Source organism: Zarconia sp. (assembly GCF_057467645.1).
On the sequence record NZ_JBRJXU010000063.1, the window covers coordinates 11464 to 29379 of the forward strand.

Consider the following 17916-nt stretch of genomic DNA (forward strand, 5'->3'; position numbering starts at 1 on the left):
CCCTTGTCTCCCTTGTCTCCCTTGTCTCCCTTGTCTCCCTTGTCTCCCTTGTCCCCTTGTCCCCTTGTCCCCCTTGTCTCCCTTGTCTCCATCCCCCCATCACCGCGTCTCCCCTTGAGTCAACTCCCCGAGGAGATTGAAACTGAAATTTTCCACTAAATCGGTCAAGGCGGCAGCCAGAGGAGCTTGAGATTGGGGAATTTGTCCGATTAGATCGATCGCTAACAGATCGTCTCCGACGAGGGTGGCTTGGTGAAGTCGCGCGATCCACTCCGGTGGCATGACCAATAGGTGTTCCCGCGTCAGTTGGGAAATAGGTTCGACTTCCGGAGGTACGACGTCTTTGTCTTTCTGGGTTTTGTAGAGGTAGCGAACGCCGAGATATTGCGCCATTTTCTGCCAAATCAGGGCTTCTGTGAAAGGTTTAACGACATAATCGTCGCAACCGGCTGCGATGACTAAATCTCGTTTCTGGGTCAAGACGCTAGCGGTAAGAGCCACGATCGCCGTTGGTGTTGCTGTTGCCGCGTCCGGATCTCGTGCTTCGCGCGATCGAATTTGCCGGGTGGCTTCAAACCCATCCATCACCGGCATTCGCAAATCCATCCAGATTAAGTGCGGTCGCTGGTTTTCCCAAATTTCAACGGCTTCTCGACCGTTTGCTGCTTCTAAGACGTTCAACCCGATCGATTCGAGGATACGCACCATCAATAGGCGATTTTCCATCACGTCATCGACGACTAAAATGCGATAGTCCGGTTGACCGGGTTCGAGACCTACTACTTGCTGGCTGGGGGTTTGAGTTTCCACATCCTCCATTGCCACCGGGCGAACGGGAATCTCGAAATAGAATCGGCTGCCTTCGCCTAAGGTACTTTCAACCTGAAGTTGACCCCCCATCAACCGCACGAACTGACGACCGATGGGCAATCCCAAACCGGTTCCCCCTTGAGACTGCTGTCCGGTACTGGTTTGGACGAAGGGATCGAAAATGCTTTCGAGATCTTGGGGGGCAATGCCGGGACCGGTATCGCTGGTGGAAAAGTACAGCCAGATGGGGTCGGAACCGGGGTCTTCTTCTCGGGGTCCGGCACCGAGCATCACCGTTCCAGTTTGGGTAAATTTAATGGCATTGCCCACGAGGTTGATCAGGACTTGGCGCAGTTTGCTTTGGTCGGTTTTGACGTAGCGAGGGGTGGCCGGGTCGCGATCGAAAATGAGTGCGAGTCCCTTCGATTGGGCTTTGAGGGCGAACATTTCCGCCAGGGTATCGAGCAAGCGGTATAAATCGAATGGGATTTCGTGGAAAATTGTCCGTCCGGCTTCGATTTTTGACATTTCCAAAATGTCGTTAATCAGTTCGAGCAAGTGTTCGCCACTGCGGTTGATAATCTCGAGTTCCCGGGCACCAGAGGCAAAGGCCCGATTGCGAGCCATCAGTTGGCTGAAGCCGAGGATGGCGTTGAGGGGGGTTCTCAGTTCGTGGCTCATGTTCGCCAAGAATTCGCTTTTGGTGCGGTTGGCTTTTTCAGCGGCTTCTTTGGCCTGTTCGAGGGCAATTTCGGTTTGTTTGCGATCGCTAATATCGGTGGTTACCGAAAGCAGGCATTCCTCCCCGCCGAGATTGATAATTTCGCAGGAGAGTAAGGCGGTCTTTACCTCACCGGATTTGGTGCGAAACTCGAATTCGAGATTGGAGATTTTCCCATCGGCTTCTAGGGTCTCAAACAGGTGGATTCGATCGTTAGTATCCACCCATAAGTTCAGATCGAGGGCAGTGCGATCGAGAATCTCTTCGAGACTGTATCCGGTAATGGTGAGAAAGGTATCGTTAACTTCGATATGCTGTCCGTTGCTGAGTCGAGTGATGGTGATGGGGTGGGGGGTGCAGCGAAAAGCCGTGGAGAATTTTTCTTCCGATTCGCGCAAGCGCACTTGGGTGTCGGCAAGGGTTTGGCGAGCGGCTTCGCTGAGGCGGATTTGCTCTTCGAGTTCTCGGGTGCGCTCTCGGACTTTGCGTTCGAGGGATTCCGATCGACCGGTGAGTTGGGCGTGAGAGCATTTGATATCGGCGCTCATTTTATTGAAGGCGCGAGCGAGCAATTCGAGTTCGACGATACCTCGGGCTTCGACGGGGGCAGCACATTGACCGGTGGCAATTTTCTGGCTGGCTTCGATAACTTGAAGAATGGGTTGGGTAATGTAGCGGGCGCTGAGGAATCCGATGGTGGCGGTGACGCCCAAGGCAACCAAGCACAGAATAATCGTGTTGCGAGTATTCGCCGCAATGCGCGCCATAAAATCCGCTTCGGGGACTACGACGACGATCGACCAATCGAGACCGCGATCGTCTTGAAATCGGGTCACGTTGACGAATTGTCGGGCGTTCTCGATCTCGAGAACGAGTGGGCGTTTGGCGGGGATGCGATCGAAGCTGCCAAACTGTTTCTCTAGCTCTGTGGCGAGCGATCGAATCTCTCGATTGGGACTTTGGGTGGCGTGAAGTCGCTGTTTTCCCGCCTCGGTCTCGATGAAGGGCAATTCCCCATCGGAACTGGCCACCAGATTTCCGGAGGGTTCGACGATGAAGGCAAGACCTGACTGGCCGATTTTGAGCTGCCCCAGAAAGTCCCCGATTTGCTCTAGGGTGAGATCGATCGCCAACACCCCTTGCAAGTTTCCGGTATCAGTGTAGAGCGGTAGCATGGGGCTGACCACTAAAATGGGGCGGGCGAAGTCGGGATAAACCGAAGACCAGGTGAGTTCCCCTGCTGAAACGGCTTCCCGATACCAGGGACGGGTGAGGGGATTGTAGGGTTCGCGGCGCAAAAATCCATCGCGATCTCCGGGTCGAGCGAGTTGGTAGAAACTCAGTTGGGGAATATCGGGTTTGTCGAGTATCCACAAAATCGGGCGATCGTTCTCGTAGCGATTGATGCCGATAAACTCTCCCCGTTCGTTAGCGTAGTAGATGAAGGAAACGGCGGAGGTCAGTTGCGTCGAATCCCAAAACTGTCGTTCGAGAACGGCGAAATTCTCTAAATCCAGTTCCCCCGATCGCACTTCAGCCGCTTTAATTTGCAGGAAGAGGTGCGAGATTTCGGTGTAACTTCTGACATTTTCCCCAATGCGATCGCCGATTTCTGAGGATAATTTCTCTGCAACATCCCGGACGCTTGCTTGTCCGTTCCGAAAGGATAGCCAACCGGTCAATCCGACAGTGGCGACAATTTGCACCACGAAGGGAACGATAGAAATGGTTCGCAGGTGACATTTGCGGGGAATTCGGTTCGCGAGGCACGATGGCAGGGTCATTCTCATTCGACCGGATTTCGGATCGCCTGATTCCGTGAAAGGTTTTTACGGATTGTCACAGAATAGTATAGTGAACCGGAAGAATCCGACCGTTGAGAGCTTGGATCCTCGAAGTCAAGATTTGTTCGGTTTTCACTTGCGAGTGAAGGCAGCCCACGGTCACCCATGATTTGAGGCTGCATACAAAATCCGGAATCGCCGAATGGGAGGTCTTTCGCGATCGTAGTAATCTTCAAATGCCTCCCAGCTTAAGCCTAAATTCTCAAACGGCTCGAGTTCGCCTCGGGTCGGCGGCTCGGGCATTTCCCCTGGCGGGTCTGACTCTTCCCGACCTCGCGAGACGATCGGGATTTGACCCGATGGCGACGGCTATATTTTGATTCAGACCCTAAACTCAGTCGCTTGGCACGCTCTCTTTACCATCTCGACATTAAAATTTATAAAATTTAGAGCCCGAAACGTTTAGGTTCCAAATCTTCGATGTACCCAGATTTTAGATTCGGCAACGGGGCATGAAATAACAATGCACTTCGACGAGCGCCAACTCGATACGATTGCGTCTTACCGGCAATCTTGTGAAAGCTTGAAACGAACGAAAGAATAACGATTTCATTCGAGCTTTTACTGTGTTTTCGAGATCGGAGATCGCAGATCTCGAAGCATTTCTCCCTAAAACCAAGCAATGCCAGTAAATGCCAGCACGGCCACCACGAAATAAAACATCCCTACCACTTGACGTTCCGTCCATCCAGACAGTTCGAGGTGGTGGTGTAAAGGAGCCATCCGGAACAATCGCTTCCCAACACCGTCTGCATTTTTAGTGGCTTTGTAATATCCAACCTGGAGGATGACCGATAGGGTTTCAACGAAGAACAAACCACTGAGGACGAACAAGGCAAACAGGTGGTTGGTGGTAATGCCAACGGCAGCCAAAGCCGCTCCCAGGGGTAGGGAACCGGTATCGCCCATAAATACCTGTGCCGGGTTTCGATTGTGGACGAGGAAACCCAGGCATCCGCCGCTCATGCAAGCACAGAAGGTGGCGAGAGCGGGAGAAGTGGGTGCCACCACTGCTCCGAGTCCCAAAAAGGCGATCGCGCCGGTTCCGCCCATCAACCCATCAACCCCATCGGTGAGGTTCGTGGCGTTGCTTTCGGCGACGAGGACGAATCCGGCTAGGGGTAAAAAGAGAAGACCCAAGGGGATGGATAATCCCAATGGAATTGCAATGGAGGTTAAACTCTCAAAATTGGGTTGCAGGCTCAACCAATAACAAAATGCCGCCCCGCATCCGATTTGCAAGGCAAGTTTCATCTTCGGAGAGATGCCCTTGTTGGATTTACGGCGAATGACCTGCCAGTCATCGATCCAGCCGATCGCCCCGTAAGATAAGGTCAGTAGAGAAACCGCCAACAGAAGGGTCATGTCCGCAGGGGAAACCGCACCGAAGACTCCGGACCACAGTAGCGCAATGGTCACGGCGGTGGGGACAAAAAATATCCCGCCCATGGTGGGGGTTCCCGCCTTCTTCAGATGCGCTTGAGGTCCGTCTTCGCGGATAATTTGACCGGTTTTTAGCGCTCGGAGTAGGGGAATCGCCCAATAGCCGAGACTCGCACAAACCGCCGCACAGAGCAATAATGGAAGAACCAGAGATGACGCAATGGAGGTCAGCCGATCGGCTTCTAAGTCTAAGGCTAGCGCCGCTAGACTCAAACCGATTCCTAAGCATCCTGATAAAGCAGTTCCCGAAACTTGAATTCGCCTGCTGTAAAAGTTGGTATCCACGAAATTTTTTGACTCCTTACACACCGGACAAGGCGATTGTTGGCTCAGGAATTTATTATTCCATATTGCATCGCCCAGATCGCACCGCTATCCTAGCGGAACCAGATTGAAAACGCTATCCCTTTGGGGATCGATCGTTTTCGCGAACGCTGTTTCAATGATGAATCCTCATTGCAACGAGCGCAATTTACGCATCGTCATCGTCGTCCTCATCGTAAGAGACGTCATCATCGACAATCAGTCCATCGAGACCGTCATCTTGTTGGGGTGACGCCTGTTCGTCATCATCGCGGGGGATGAGACGTCCTGTCGCTTGCAGCCAATCGAGGATGGACGTTTCTTGGTTTAAGGGAATCACCTCCGCCGCTTCGTGGCGAGGAAGTTGTTTGAGAGAAGGATTATTGAGTTGACTCATATGCCCGATGGGTTTGGGTAAATGCTGAAGATTTTACTTCATCGTATCAAATTCTAGATCGCGCTCAAACACAGGTTTTGACCTCACAGAACTGGTGTTTTTCGTGTGAATTACCCTCGATCGTTCCCTCCAACTTGGACTCGAACCATTACCTCGAAAAAAGTGTGGATTTTTTGTCAGGTTGAGGGGGCAAACGATCCAGACAGGGAGACACCAATTTTTTCGCGCTTGAAGGTTTGAAATGATGGTATATCTCTAACTACACTAGCCTATGCTCTTTTTCCGGTAATTGCCTCGATTTCACAGACATTGGTTATGCTGGGGACAGCCCCAAGGTGGGGGAACCGCAACGATAAACCCCGAAGGTTACATGGCCAGGCAAGCTAATTGCCCCTATCCTGTGTGAAATACCCGATCTCCACTAGAGTGTGGGTGCACCCGGATCGACATGGGGAGGATCTCAAAAATCCTCTGGGTCGAAACAATTGCGATTCCCATTTCGTCTGGGCGATCGACCCACTGTTGTCACCGATAACATTCACCGCTCGAGGTCACTCATAACCCAATTGCTGAAACAATATGTCCGACTTCAACCGTGATGGCAACCCCGATATTCTTTGGCGAGACACCGATCGCGGTAGCCACGTTATCTGGCTGATGAACGGAACGCTCGTCACCAATGGCGTTCCCCTGCCGACGGTTTTCGATCCGCTGCTACGCTTGTCCGGGACGGGAGATTTTAATGGCGATGGTTCGGACGACGTGGTTTGGCGCTCTCACTCCACCGGGGAAAATTTCCTCTGGTTCCTCGATGGCACCACTATTATCGGTGCCGATAGCCTCCCCCCCGTCCCCGGTCCGGAATGGCATATCGAAGGGGTCACAGATTTTAACGGCGATACCCAAGGGGATTTGCTGTGGCGCAATTACGTCACGGGAGAAACTCAAATTTGGACGATGAACGGTACCGCGATATCGGAGGTTGTGAATTTATCAACGAATCCCGATATTGCATGGCGCATCCAAGCCACCGGAGATTTTAATGGCGATGGTTGGGAGGACATTGTCTGGCGCAATTTTAATAGTGGTGAAAATGCCGTCTGGTTCATGAACGGAACCACCCTCATTGGCGATGCGCCACTGCCGATTCTGCCACCGTTGGAATGGCGGATCGAAAGTGCCGGCGACTTCAACCGCGACGGACGGACCGACCTACACATCCGTAATTTTGGCACGGGAGAAAACCAAATTTGGTTGATGGATGGGACGGCACTGACGGATGTGGTGGTTCTGCCCCCTCTGACGCCGGAATGGGAAGCGCCGAGTTCGGATATTTTTATCGCTGGAACCAGTCTGGTGGGGACACCGGCAGAAGATACCCTCGTGGGAAGTTTGGGGGGCGATTTTATTTCGGGCGGCGCAGGTGCTGACGAACTGCTGGGTGGATTGGGGGACGATGTCATTTTGGGCGACTCGGAGAACGATCGCCTGCTGGGTGGATTGGGAGATGATTTTCTCGATGGCGGGACTGGGGACGATCTGCTTGATGGGGGTTTCGGTCGGGATTTATTGGTCGGTGGCGAAGGGAGCGATACCCTGGTGTTACCCGTGGAAAAGGGCATCACGATTAATAACGAACTGGATTTTCTGCGAGTCGATGCCATCACCGATTTTCAGCCGGGGGTGGATAAAATTGGTTTGACTCAAGGGTTTACCGAAGCCAATCTGACGTTTGAAGTGGTGACGGTTGCCATTAGTCCGGACGTACCCATTAGTATTGCCATTTCCGTGGCTGGGACGAATTTGGTGTTGGGATTAGTCTCGGTGACCTCTCCAGAACAGCTTCGGGGAAATTTCGTGACAGTCTCGTGATTATAGCCACCGCTAAGTTCAGTCAGGTTGCATTCCGAATATGACTTCAAATTACTTATTCGAGATCCCTTGACGATCGCTCAATCTGCGGGGACGATCGCTTTCATCGTAGATTTCCCCCACCAACTCTTCTAAAATATCTTCGAGGGTAATCAATCCTACCGTTCCCCCATACTCATCCACGACGATAGCAATGTGCAGGCGCTGTTGTAACATTTCTTTGAGCAGATCGGCGATGCGCTTGGTTTCGGGAACGTAAACCGGGGGATCGACGGCACTGAGTACCCCGTCTTTTTTTCCGCGCTCGGTACCGATGACTGTCAGCCGATGCAACGCTCGTTTGAGATGGGCGATTCCCACGATCCGATCTTTGGATTCTTCCTGCACGGGAATCCGGGAATACCCGGTCTTCAAACACAAATTGACCAGTTCTTGTAATGTGGCTTGGTGGGAGATGGTTTGCATCTCGATCCGCGGTTTCACCAAATCTTTGGCGGTGAGGCGATCGAGCATTAACGCTTTATTGAGGAGTTGGTGCTTCTGCAAGTCGAGTTTGCCCTTGCCGCTGAGCAAATCGATCATCAGTTGCAAATCTTTGAGGGATTCTCCCTGCTGTCCGTCTTTGGGCTGAAAGCGACGAATGGCAGTTTGGGTGATGGTTTCAAATAAGTAGATAATTCCCAAAACCGATAACAGTTTTGAGAGCCAATAAATCGGGCGCACCACCACCATGAAAATGGGCAAAACGTTGTTAATTGCCACAGATTTGGGCACGATTTCCCCAAAGGTGAGCACCAAAAACGTAACAACCGCTGTCGCGATGCCGATCGCCTGATTTCCCAACCAGAGAGTGAAGAGATTGCTGGTGAGAATAGCTGAGAGGTTATTGACGAGGGTATTTCCTACGAGCAGGGTAATGATAAATCGGGTCCGGTTTTCCAGGAGCAATCGGAAGATCGAGCGCGACGAACCCGCGTCTTTCATCAGCGATCGCAGCTTAAAGTTATCGAGAGCTGTAATCGCAGTTTCCGAGCCGGCAAAAAAGCCCGACAGCAGTAGCATGAACCCGAGAACGGTGACGTCGAGCCACACTTCTCCAAGAAGGGGCCTAACGTCGGCAGCGAGAATATTAGGTGAAGCGAGTATCAAAGGTGGGATTGATGAAGATTTCCCTAACCTCAGACGGTTGCTGGGTTAGGGGATGAGTGAAAGTCGAGCGAATGGGTCGATTTCTACAGTAGTCCGACGTAGGCTGATTGGTAAGCCCACCAGAGCAAGAAACCGATACCGCCCAGAATAACGAGGGTGGAAACTGCAACAGCCAGGGGTGTATCGGCACCCTTGAATTTCATGATGCCGCGATTCAGGTCAGTCATAGCTTGTAGGGTTACTTCGACGACACGATAAAAGGTCGATTGCCCGTAGATTGGACAATCGACTACAGTCTAACGTAATTTATACCCGTTGGTCCCAGGGTTATTTACAAAAGTTTGCTCATCTTCATATTTTATTTTAATGAACGAATTTATGCTAAAGAAAGGTCTTATAGAAAATACTCTATAGAGTATTTAAAATCGTCAAAATAGAATCCAAAAAAGATCGTTTTTTTAAAGATAAATCTATGCTTAATCGCTGCAAAAAAAATAAATCATCGAGAAACGATCGGACTGGAAAGTACTAATAGAAAATTCTTGAAAAATTAGCCAAAAAACGATTTTCATTGATTTGACACCGCGTTAAAAATAGCGGTAAGATAACGATCGCAAAAATTTACACCACGCCAACAAAACTCCGCATGGGCAATAAGCCAACCATCGCTATTTCTCACCTCGGCTGCGAGAAAAACCGCATCGATACCGAGCACATGCTGGGATTGCTCGCGAATGCCGGCTACGCCATCGATAGTAATGAAGAATTAGCCGACTACGCGATCGTTAATACTTGCAGTTTTATCCAAGCAGCGCGGGAAGAATCGGTGCGGACTTTGGTAGAACTGGCCGAAGCCGGTAAAAAAGTAATCGTCACCGGATGTATGGCTCAGCACTTCCAAGAAGAACTGCTCGCGGAATTACCCGAAGCCGTTGCCGTGGTGGGAACGGGAGACTACGGCAAGATCGTCAATGTGGTGCAACGGGTCGAAGCCGGGGAACGAGTGACGGAAGTTTCCCCAGAACCGACCTATATCGCTGACGAAACCACGCCTCGCTATCGCACCACCACCGAAGGGGTTGCCTACCTGCGGGTGGCCGAAGGCTGTAACTATCGCTGTGCCTTTTGTATTATTCCCCACCTGCGAGGAAATCAGCGATCGCGATCGATCGAGTCGATCGTTGCCGAAGCCGAACAGCTGGCCGCCGAAGGGGTACGGGAACTCATTCTGATTTCCCAAATCACAACCAACTACGGCACCGATATCTACGGCAAACCCCAACTCGCCGAACTGCTGCGGGCATTGGGCAACGTCGATATTCCCTGGATTCGGATGCACTACGCCTATCCCACGGGACTCACCCCCGAAGTCATCGCTGCCATTCGGGAAACCCCAAACGTTTTGCCCTATTTGGATTTACCCCTCCAGCACTCCCACCCAGAAGTCTTGCGGGCGATGAACCGACCCTGGCAGGGACGGGTGAACGATGAAATTATCGATCGCATTAAAACCGAACTGCCCGAAGCGGTGATGCGTACCACCTTTATCGTTGGCTTCCCCGGCGAAACCGAAGAGCACTTCCAACACCTTCTCGAGTTCGTCAGTCGTCACGAATTCGACCATGTGGGGGTTTTCACTTTCTCTGCCGAAGAAGGAACCCCCGCCTTCGACCTTCCCAACCAGCTACCGCAGGAGGTTATGGATGCTCGTCGGGATGCCCTGATGCAGTTACAGCAACCCATTTCCCTGAAGAAGAACCGCGCTTCGATCTCGAAAGTGGTAGACGTTCTCGTCGAAGAAGAAAATTCCCAAACCGGTGAATTAATCGGGCGTTCGGCCAGATTTGCCCCCGAAGTCGATGGTTTGGTGTACGTCCGGGGGACGGCGCGACTCGGTTCGATGGTTCCGGTAACGATTACGGATGCCGATGTCTACGACTTGTACGGCAGCGTCGCTCTTTAGTTTTGCTGATTTGCGAGGCTTCGGGGGCGAAGGGGGCGAAGGGGACATCAGGAAGAGTAAAAGTACATAGTGGGAGCATCTTGCTCCCGTTCCCCCCAATTCTTCCATTTCTCCATCACCCATCTCCCCACATCAGCGCATCTCCCTACACCCCACACCCTACACCCCATTCCCAATTCCGACTTCCGAATTCTGACTTCAACTCTCCCCCATTGCCGAATTCCGAATTCCGACTTCCGAATTCATCCATTTCCCAATCTTCTAAAAAATCTGGCAGTATGAAGAGATGTAACGGATCGATCTCCAGCAGACATTTCCCCGCCCATGAGCCAGACACTCCAACAAACCTTAAACCCGCAACTCGAAGCCCTCACCACCCTGTTCGAGCAAATGGATCGGGCATTGATTGCTTACTCTGGCGGCATTGACAGTACCCTGGTTGCCAAAATTGCGTACGATGTTCTCGGCGATCGCGCCCTTGCCGTTACAGCCGTCTCCCCATCCCTACTACCTGAAGATTTAGAAGAAGCCCGCATCCAAGCTGCGGCGATCGGGATCGCCCACGAGGAAGTCACTACCGACGAAATGGCAAATCCCAACTACACCGCAAATCCCGTCAATCGCTGCTACTTCTGCAAAAGCGAACTCCACGATACCCTCAAACCCCTGGCACTGCAACGGGGCTATCCCTATGTCGTCGATGGTATCAATGCCGATGATTTGCACGATTACCGTCCTGGCATCCAAGCGGCGAAAGAACGGGGGGCACGATCGCCTCTGGCTGAAGTGGGGATGACGAAAGCCGAAGTACGGCAACTCTCGAGAGAAGTGGGATTGCCTTGGTGGGATAAACCCGCCCAACCCTGCCTCTCCTCCCGGTTTCCCTACGGCGAAGAGATTACCGTGGGGAAGTTGCAACGGGTGGGAAGGGCAGAAATCTATCTGCGCCGCCAGGGATGGCAAAATCTGCGGGTGCGTTCGGAAGGGGATACGGCACGCATTGAGTTACCCCCGGAACAGATTCAAGACTTCGTGCTCAAAACGGATTTGCCGGAACTGGTGAAGGCGTTTCAGGATTTGGGATTTCTTTTCGTCACTCTAGATTTGGAAGGGTATGTTAGCGGTAAGTTGAATCGGGCATTATCGGTGATGGATAAATAGCGATGGGTTCTAGACAAGGGCGAAATCCGCAGAATCGATCGCCCCAACATTCACCCCTTGCAGCGTTATTACCAATCCAGTGGCCGTAATTTGGGTATCGTTACCCACTTGAGCGATCGCTAAATCGGTAAAAGTTAAACCACCTTGCAAGCCGATTAAATCGATCCCATCTTCAAAGTCAGTAATGATGTCGCTGCCGTCGCCGAAGCGGAAATCGAAGCGATCGCCTCCCGCACCCCCGGAGAGGAGATCGTTCCCCAAATCGCCGAAGAGTAGGTCGCTGCCGAGTCCTCCCAACAGGGTATCGTTATCCCGACCGCCAAATAGCAAGTCGTTTCCTTCGCCGCCATCGAGAACGTCATTTTCCGCATTGCCAAACAGGATGTCGTTTCCGGCTTGTCCGTGCAAGCAATCCGAACCCATCTCCCCAGCGATAACGTCCGCACCGTCGCCGCCGACGATCGCATCGTTATCCTTCCCGGCAAAAATTAGATCGTTTCCGACTCCCCCATTAATGTAGTCGTTTCCAGCATTACCAAAGATGACATCGCTATCTTCGTTACCCCAAAGGCGATCGTTTCCGAAGTCTCCAGCAATCAGATCGGTTCCGAGTCCTCCTCGGGCCGCATCGTCACCTTGTCCGGCAAATACCGCATCGTTTCCCATACCCGCATCGATGACATCGGTTCCCTGGTTGCCAAACATTCGATCGTCTCCGGAACTCCCCAGGAGGTTGTCGTTTCCATGCCAAGCCATTATCGTCACCTGGGTTTCGCCAGTTCCATCGAGGGTATTGTCATTGTCGTCGCCGATAAGGGAGGTACCGGTGAGGGTGTTGGTGGTGGGATTGAGGTTGGGGAAGCTGGGGGGATTGGTGACGAGGTGGCAGAGATCGGATTCGATCGATTCTACGAGAGGTTCGGGAGCGGTGCTAGAAGGGGGAATCTGTTCTGTTTCGGTCTGAGTTGAGGTGGGGGTTGTGGTTGGGGTTTGTGTCTCTTCTATCGGTGTAGAATCGTTGGAAATGGGTGTTTCTGGTGGGGAAACCTCCTCCTCGATTTCGGCAATATCGTTATCGGCAATGGTGACGGCAATTTCGCCGATGCTGATGCCATCGTAGCCGCCACCGACGAGGGTATGGGAGATGCTGCCGCTGTGTTCGCCTTCGATGTCCAAGTCGTCGATCGCCGCTACGGTAACGGTTTGAGGGATATTCCAGTTGGTCGGTGCGAACTCGATATCGGCGATTGCCTCTAGCTGAGTTCCGGTATTGAAACCGAGAGTCACGACACCGGTGGGTTGGCTGGTGAGGCGGACGGTGTAATCGGCGGTGGTTCCCCCTTCGGCAAGGTCAAGGGTGGTGGTGGAGAGGGTGACTCCGGCGGTGTCGTCGTTGAGTATCGAAGCGGTGAGGCTGTCGGTGGTGAGAGTGGCAGTCCCGCTAGCGGTGGCGTTGTCGAGGGTGAGAATCAGGGTTTCGTCGGGTTCGGCGATCGCATCCCCAAGAATCTCCACAGAAACGATCGCCGTTTGAGAACCCGCTTCAAACGTAATGGTTCCGTCTGCCTCCGAGATATCCGTCCCGCTGACGATCGGGTTGTTGTAGTCGGAACCGTCGCTGGCAGTCCCGCTGAGGGTGAAATCGACGGTACTCATTTCATCGATCGCCCCGCTGCGGGTAATGGTAAAGTCAAGGGTTTGGCTGCCGCTATTGCCTTCATCCAGGCGGCTGGTATCCAGACTCAGTTCGTAGGCGATGTCGTTATCGGTAATCGTCGGAATGACGGAACCGATATCGAGGGTGGTGGGATAGTTGGTATCGTCGCTGGCGGTAATGGCGTGGGTGATGCTGCCGCTGAGGGTTCCTTCCGCATCATCGTCGTCGATCGCCCGAACGTACACCGTCAGGGGATTGAGACCGTTAGCATTCGTGAAAAGAACATCCGCGGTACTGCCGAAGCTGGTGTTATCCCCACTCACTTCCACCCCAGCGGCTGCGGTGACGGTAATGGTGACATCGCCGCTGGGGGTACTGGTGAGGGAAAGTTCGTAGCGGTCGGCGGTTCCGTCTTCCTCCACTTGCGTATTGCCATCGGATTCGGCGATCGCGACGTTGGGACTATCGTTATCGACAATGGTAGCGGTAACATCCTCGATGGTTACGCCGTCGTAGCCGCCACCGCTGGTACTGTGAGAAATCGTACTGGTGGTGGTTCCGTCGATGTTGGTTTCGTCGGTGGCGGTGACGGTGACGGTTTGCGGCGTATCCCAGTTGGCGGGGGTAAAGGTGAGGGCCCCAATGACCTCTACTTCGCTGTCAGTGGTGAAACTGACGGTCACATCGTCCGTGGGTTCGGCATCGAGTACCACCGTGTAGCTACCCGTTGCCCCCCCTTCCGTGGCGTTGACGTTGGTGGTCCCGATCGTTACTCCAGCGGTATCGTCGTCATTGGTGGTGACGGTGACGGTTTGGTTTCCTAGGGTATCGAAGTTGTCGTCGCTGTTTGCGTCGTCGATTTCCAGGGTGACGGTAGAGGTTTGGTTCCCATCGTCTAAATGATCGTCGACTCCGGTGACGGTAACGGTTTGGGCTGTATCCCAGTTGGCAGGGGTGAAGGTAAGGGGGGTAGGAGTGGCTGTGGCTTCTCCCGTATCGTCGCTGCTGACGAGAATCACGACATTGGAGGTGGGTTGGGAGGAGAGGACGACGGTGAAGCTATCCGTACTGCCCGATTCGTCTACGGTGGCGGTGGTTTTCGAGAGAGTGAATCCAGCGGCGTCGTTGTCGGTTATCGTTAACTCTGCAGTTGTCGTCGTTCCCAGGTTGTATGCAGCCCCGTCAGTGAGGGTGACAGATACGGTTTCGCCAGGGTCAACGGTAAGATCGTCAATCGCGGCTACATTCACCGTCGCCGTCGTCTCCCCAGCGGCCACGGTGACGGTTCTCGAGAGGGCGGTATAATCCGTGCCGGAAGTGGCAGTACCCGCAACGGTGTAGTCCAGAACGATGCCGCTATCGGGGGCCGGATCGCTGAGGGTAAAGGTAAAAGTTCCCGTTGTCCCGTCTTCCGTGGGAGTGATTCCGGCAGTAATGGTGGCGGTGGGGGCATTTTCGTAGAAATTGAGGGTGCCGTTCCCTTCCCCAATCAAGGCATCCAAATCCCCGTCGCCATCAATATCGGCAAAGCTGGGGGAACTGTAGGAACCCACATCTACGCCATCTAAAGGGTTATCGCCTCCCGTAGCTGCGGTAAAGTTTCCGCCATCATTGCGGTAGTAGCGAACGATTTGACCACCTTCTGCCCCTTCGCCGAGTAATAAATCGAGATCTCCATCCCCGTCGAGATCGGCAAAGTTGGGGCGGGAGAAGGAGAAATTAATGCCGTCAAGGGGGTTATCGGTTCCGGTAACTTCCGTAAAACTGGGATTGGCAGACGTGCCGTCGTTGCGGTAGTAATGAATACCATTGTTGCGTTTGCCGATAAAGGCATCTACATCCCCATCCCCGTCAATATCGGCAAAGCTGGGATGACTTGTCAAACCCACATCGATCCCGTTGAGAGGATTGCCCGTTCCGGTGACTTCCGTGAAGCTAGGACTGGTGGACGTACCGTCGTTGCGATAGTAATTAATCGTGCCGTCTTGTTCGCCGAGGAAGGCATCCAAATCTCCATCCCCGTCAATATCGGCAAAGCTAGGCTTGCTTCCATTCCCCACGTCAACGCCATTGAAGGGATTGTCCGCATCGGTGGGGGAAAAAGCACTAAAGCTACTTCCCTCGTTGCGATAGTAGTAGATATTGCCATCCCATGCCCCAACAAATACATCCAGATCCCCATCCCCATCGAGATCGGTGAAAGCGGGATGACTGGTACTCCCCACATCTACACTGTCAAAGGGGTTGTCAGTTCCCGTTCGTTCGGTGAAGGTGGTGGGGGTTTCGTCGGCGATGCCCAGGACTGCGGTTGCAGTGTCGCCGAGGTTGTAGGTTGCGCCGTCGGTGAGAGTCACTTCGACGGTTTCGCCGGGATCGGTGACGGCATCGAGGATGGGGGTGACGTCGATGCTGGCGGTAGTTGCCCCAGCCGCCACGGTGACGGTTCCCGAGAGGGCAGTATAGTCGCTGCCGGAAGTAGCCGTACCGCCGACGGTGTAGGGAATGGTGATGCCTCCAGCCGGGGCCGCTTCGGTGAGGGTGACGATGAAGGTTCCGGTGGTGGCGGTGGTTCCCACTTCGCTGGGGGTGATTCCGGCAGTAATGGTGGCGGTGGGGGCATTTTCGTAGAATTTGAGGGTGCCGAATGCTTCCCCAATGAAAGCATCCAAATCCCCATCCCCATCGAGATCGGCAAAGCTGGGGCTACTGAAGAAACCCACATCTACGCCATTGAAAGGGTTGTCGGCACCGGTGACTTCGGTAAAGGTTCCACCCTCATTGCGGTAGAAATTTAGATTGCCGTCAAATTCTCCAATGAAAGCATCCAAATCCCCATCCCCATCGACATCAGCAAAGCTGGGGGTACTGTATAAACCCACATTTATTCCATTGAAAGGGTTCTCGGGACCGATGACTTCGGTGAAGGTTCCACTGTCATTGCGGTAGAAATTGAGAGTGCCGTCCCCTTCCCCAATGAAAGCATCCAAATCCGCATCGCCATCAAGATCGGCAAAGTTGGGGACACTGCGGTTACCCACATCTACGCCGTCAAAGGGGTTCTCGGCACCGATGACTGCGGTGAAGGTTCCACTGTCATTGCGGTAGAAAATGAGATTGCCGCCCCGTTGCCCAATCAAGGCATCCAAATCCCCATCCCCGTCGAGATCGGCAAAGCTGGGAGCACTGTCATCTCCCACATCGAGGCCATGGAAAGGGTTGTCGGCACCGGTGACTTCCGTGAAGGTTCCACTGTCATTGCGGTAGAAAATGAGATTGCCGTTCTGTGCCCCGATCGAGGCATCCAAATCCCCATCGCCATCGAGATCGGCAAAGCTGGGGTGACTGTAGCGACCCACATTTACGCTATTGAAAGGGTTGTCAGCACCGGTGACTTCGGTGAAAGTGGTGGGGGTTTCGTCGGCAATGCGGAGGACGGCTGTTGCGGTGTCGCCGAGGTTGTAATTGGAGGTGGGAGTGCCGGTGAGGGTGACTTCGACGGTTTCCCCCGGATCGGTGACGGTATCGAGGATGGGGGTGACGTCGATCGTGGCAGTCGTTGCCCCGGCGGCTACAGTGACACTTCCCGAGAGAGCAGTATAATCCGTGCCGGAAGTGGCCGTACCGCCGACGGTGTAGGAAATGGTGATTCCGCCAGCCGGGGCAGCATCGCTGAGGGTGACGATGAAGGTTCCGGTGGTGGCGGTGGTGCCGACTTCGCTCGGAATCGTGCCGGGGGCGATCGTGGCGACGGGGGCAGTATTTTCGTAAAACTCGATCGTGCCGCCAGACAACCCGATCGAGACATCCAAATCCCCATCGCCATCGACATCGGCAAAGCTGGGGGCACTGAAGCCACCCACATTTAAGCCATTGAAAGGGTTGTCGGCACCGGTGACTTCGGTAAAGGTTCCACTGTCATTGCGGTAGTAGACAACGCCCATAACGCCACCTTCTCCCCCTGCCCCAATCAAAGCATCCAAATCTCCATCCCCATCGAGATCGGCAAAGCTGGGGGTACTGTGGCTACCGACATCGACGCCATCGAAAGGGTTGTCAGCACCGGTGACTTCGGTAAAGGTTCCACCCTCATTGCGGTAGAAATTGAGATTGCCGTCCCCTTCCCCAATCAAAGCATCCAAATCTCCATCCCCATCGAGATCGGCAAAGCTGGGGGTACTGTAGCGCCCCACATTGACGCCATTGAAAGGGTTGTCAGCACCGGTGACTTCAGTAAAAGAGCCACCCTCATTGCGATAGAAATTGAGATTGCCGTCCCCTTCCCCAATGAACGCATCCAAATCCCCGTCGCCATCGACATCGGTAAAGCTGGGTTTACTGCTCCTAAGCACATCGACGCCATTGAACGGGTTATCGGTACCGGTGACTGAGGTGAAGGTACCAGTGTCATTGCGGTAGAAATTGAGATTGCCGTTCCATTCCCCAATGAAAGCATCCAAATCCCCGTCGCCATCGACATCGACAAAGCTGGGGGCACTGCTGCTACCTACATCTACGCTGTCAAAGGGGTTATCGGTTCCAGTTTTCTTTTCAAAAATAGCCACGATCGAATTCCTCGTTACGTTGTCAAGGGTTGCT

The 17916-nt window shown here is 53.4% G+C and carries 10 protein-coding genes; 3 read left to right on the top strand and 7 right to left on the bottom strand.

The window, feature by feature from the left end; all coding sequences use genetic code 11:
* Positions 1–99 precede the first annotated feature (99 nt).
* The 4 genes from AC2215_RS08950 to AC2215_RS08965 form a co-directional block, all read right to left on the bottom strand.
* On the bottom strand, positions 100–3315 hold the full coding sequence (locus tag AC2215_RS08950) for an ATP-binding protein (protein WP_486809633.1): 3216 nt from the start codon (positions 3313–3315) through the stop codon (positions 100–102).
* Between the two features lie 159 nt (positions 3316–3474).
* Positions 3475–3618 (bottom strand): hypothetical protein, encoded by a 144-nt coding sequence (locus AC2215_RS08955; protein WP_486809634.1) that lies wholly within the window; start codon positions 3616–3618, stop codon positions 3475–3477.
* Between the two features lie 366 nt (positions 3619–3984).
* Entirely contained in the window at positions 3985–5103 is a 1119-nt protein-coding gene (gene mraY, locus AC2215_RS08960) for a phospho-N-acetylmuramoyl-pentapeptide-transferase (protein WP_486809635.1), read from the bottom strand.
* A 187-nt stretch (positions 5104–5290) separates the two neighbouring features.
* On the bottom strand, positions 5291–5518 hold the full coding sequence (locus tag AC2215_RS08965; protein ID WP_486809636.1) for a DUF3134 domain-containing protein: 228 nt from the start codon (positions 5516–5518) through the stop codon (positions 5291–5293).
* 579 nt (positions 5519–6097) lie between these two features.
* Between AC2215_RS08965 and AC2215_RS08970 the strand changes: the two genes are divergently transcribed.
* Complete coding sequence (locus AC2215_RS08970) at positions 6098–7390, top strand: FG-GAP-like repeat-containing protein (RefSeq protein WP_486809637.1); 1293 nt, start codon at positions 6098–6100, stop codon at positions 7388–7390.
* Between the two features lie 51 nt (positions 7391–7441).
* Here AC2215_RS08970 and AC2215_RS08975 read toward each other — a convergent pair whose 3' ends face one another.
* Both AC2215_RS08975 and AC2215_RS08980 read right to left on the bottom strand, forming a co-directional pair.
* Positions 7442–8482: a hemolysin family protein gene (locus AC2215_RS08975; RefSeq protein ID WP_486809638.1), complete on the bottom strand. Its 1041-nt coding sequence runs from the start codon at positions 8480–8482 to the stop codon at positions 7442–7444.
* Between the two features lie 140 nt (positions 8483–8622).
* Complete coding sequence (locus AC2215_RS08980) at positions 8623–8766, bottom strand: hypothetical protein (RefSeq protein ID WP_486809639.1); 144 nt, start codon at positions 8764–8766, stop codon at positions 8623–8625.
* A gap of 419 nt (positions 8767–9185) precedes the next feature.
* Here AC2215_RS08980 and rimO point away from each other — a divergent pair, with 419 nt between their 5' ends.
* Together rimO and larE are read left to right on the top strand one after the other, a co-directional pair.
* Positions 9186–10502, top strand: a complete 1317-nt coding sequence (gene rimO / locus AC2215_RS08985; protein ID WP_486809640.1) for a 30S ribosomal protein S12 methylthiotransferase RimO — start codon at positions 9186–9188, stop codon at positions 10500–10502.
* Between the two features lie 324 nt (positions 10503–10826).
* On the top strand, positions 10827–11663 hold the full coding sequence (gene larE / locus AC2215_RS08990) for an ATP-dependent sacrificial sulfur transferase LarE (RefSeq protein WP_486809641.1): 837 nt from the start codon (positions 10827–10829) through the stop codon (positions 11661–11663).
* A gap of 9 nt (positions 11664–11672) precedes the next feature.
* On the opposite strand, the gene AC2215_RS08995 is transcribed toward larE, so the two are convergent.
* Positions 11673–17882, bottom strand: coding sequence for an FG-GAP-like repeat-containing protein (locus tag AC2215_RS08995; RefSeq protein ID WP_486809642.1), 6210 nt, complete (start codon positions 17880–17882; stop codon positions 11673–11675).
* Positions 17883–17916 lie beyond the last annotated feature (34 nt).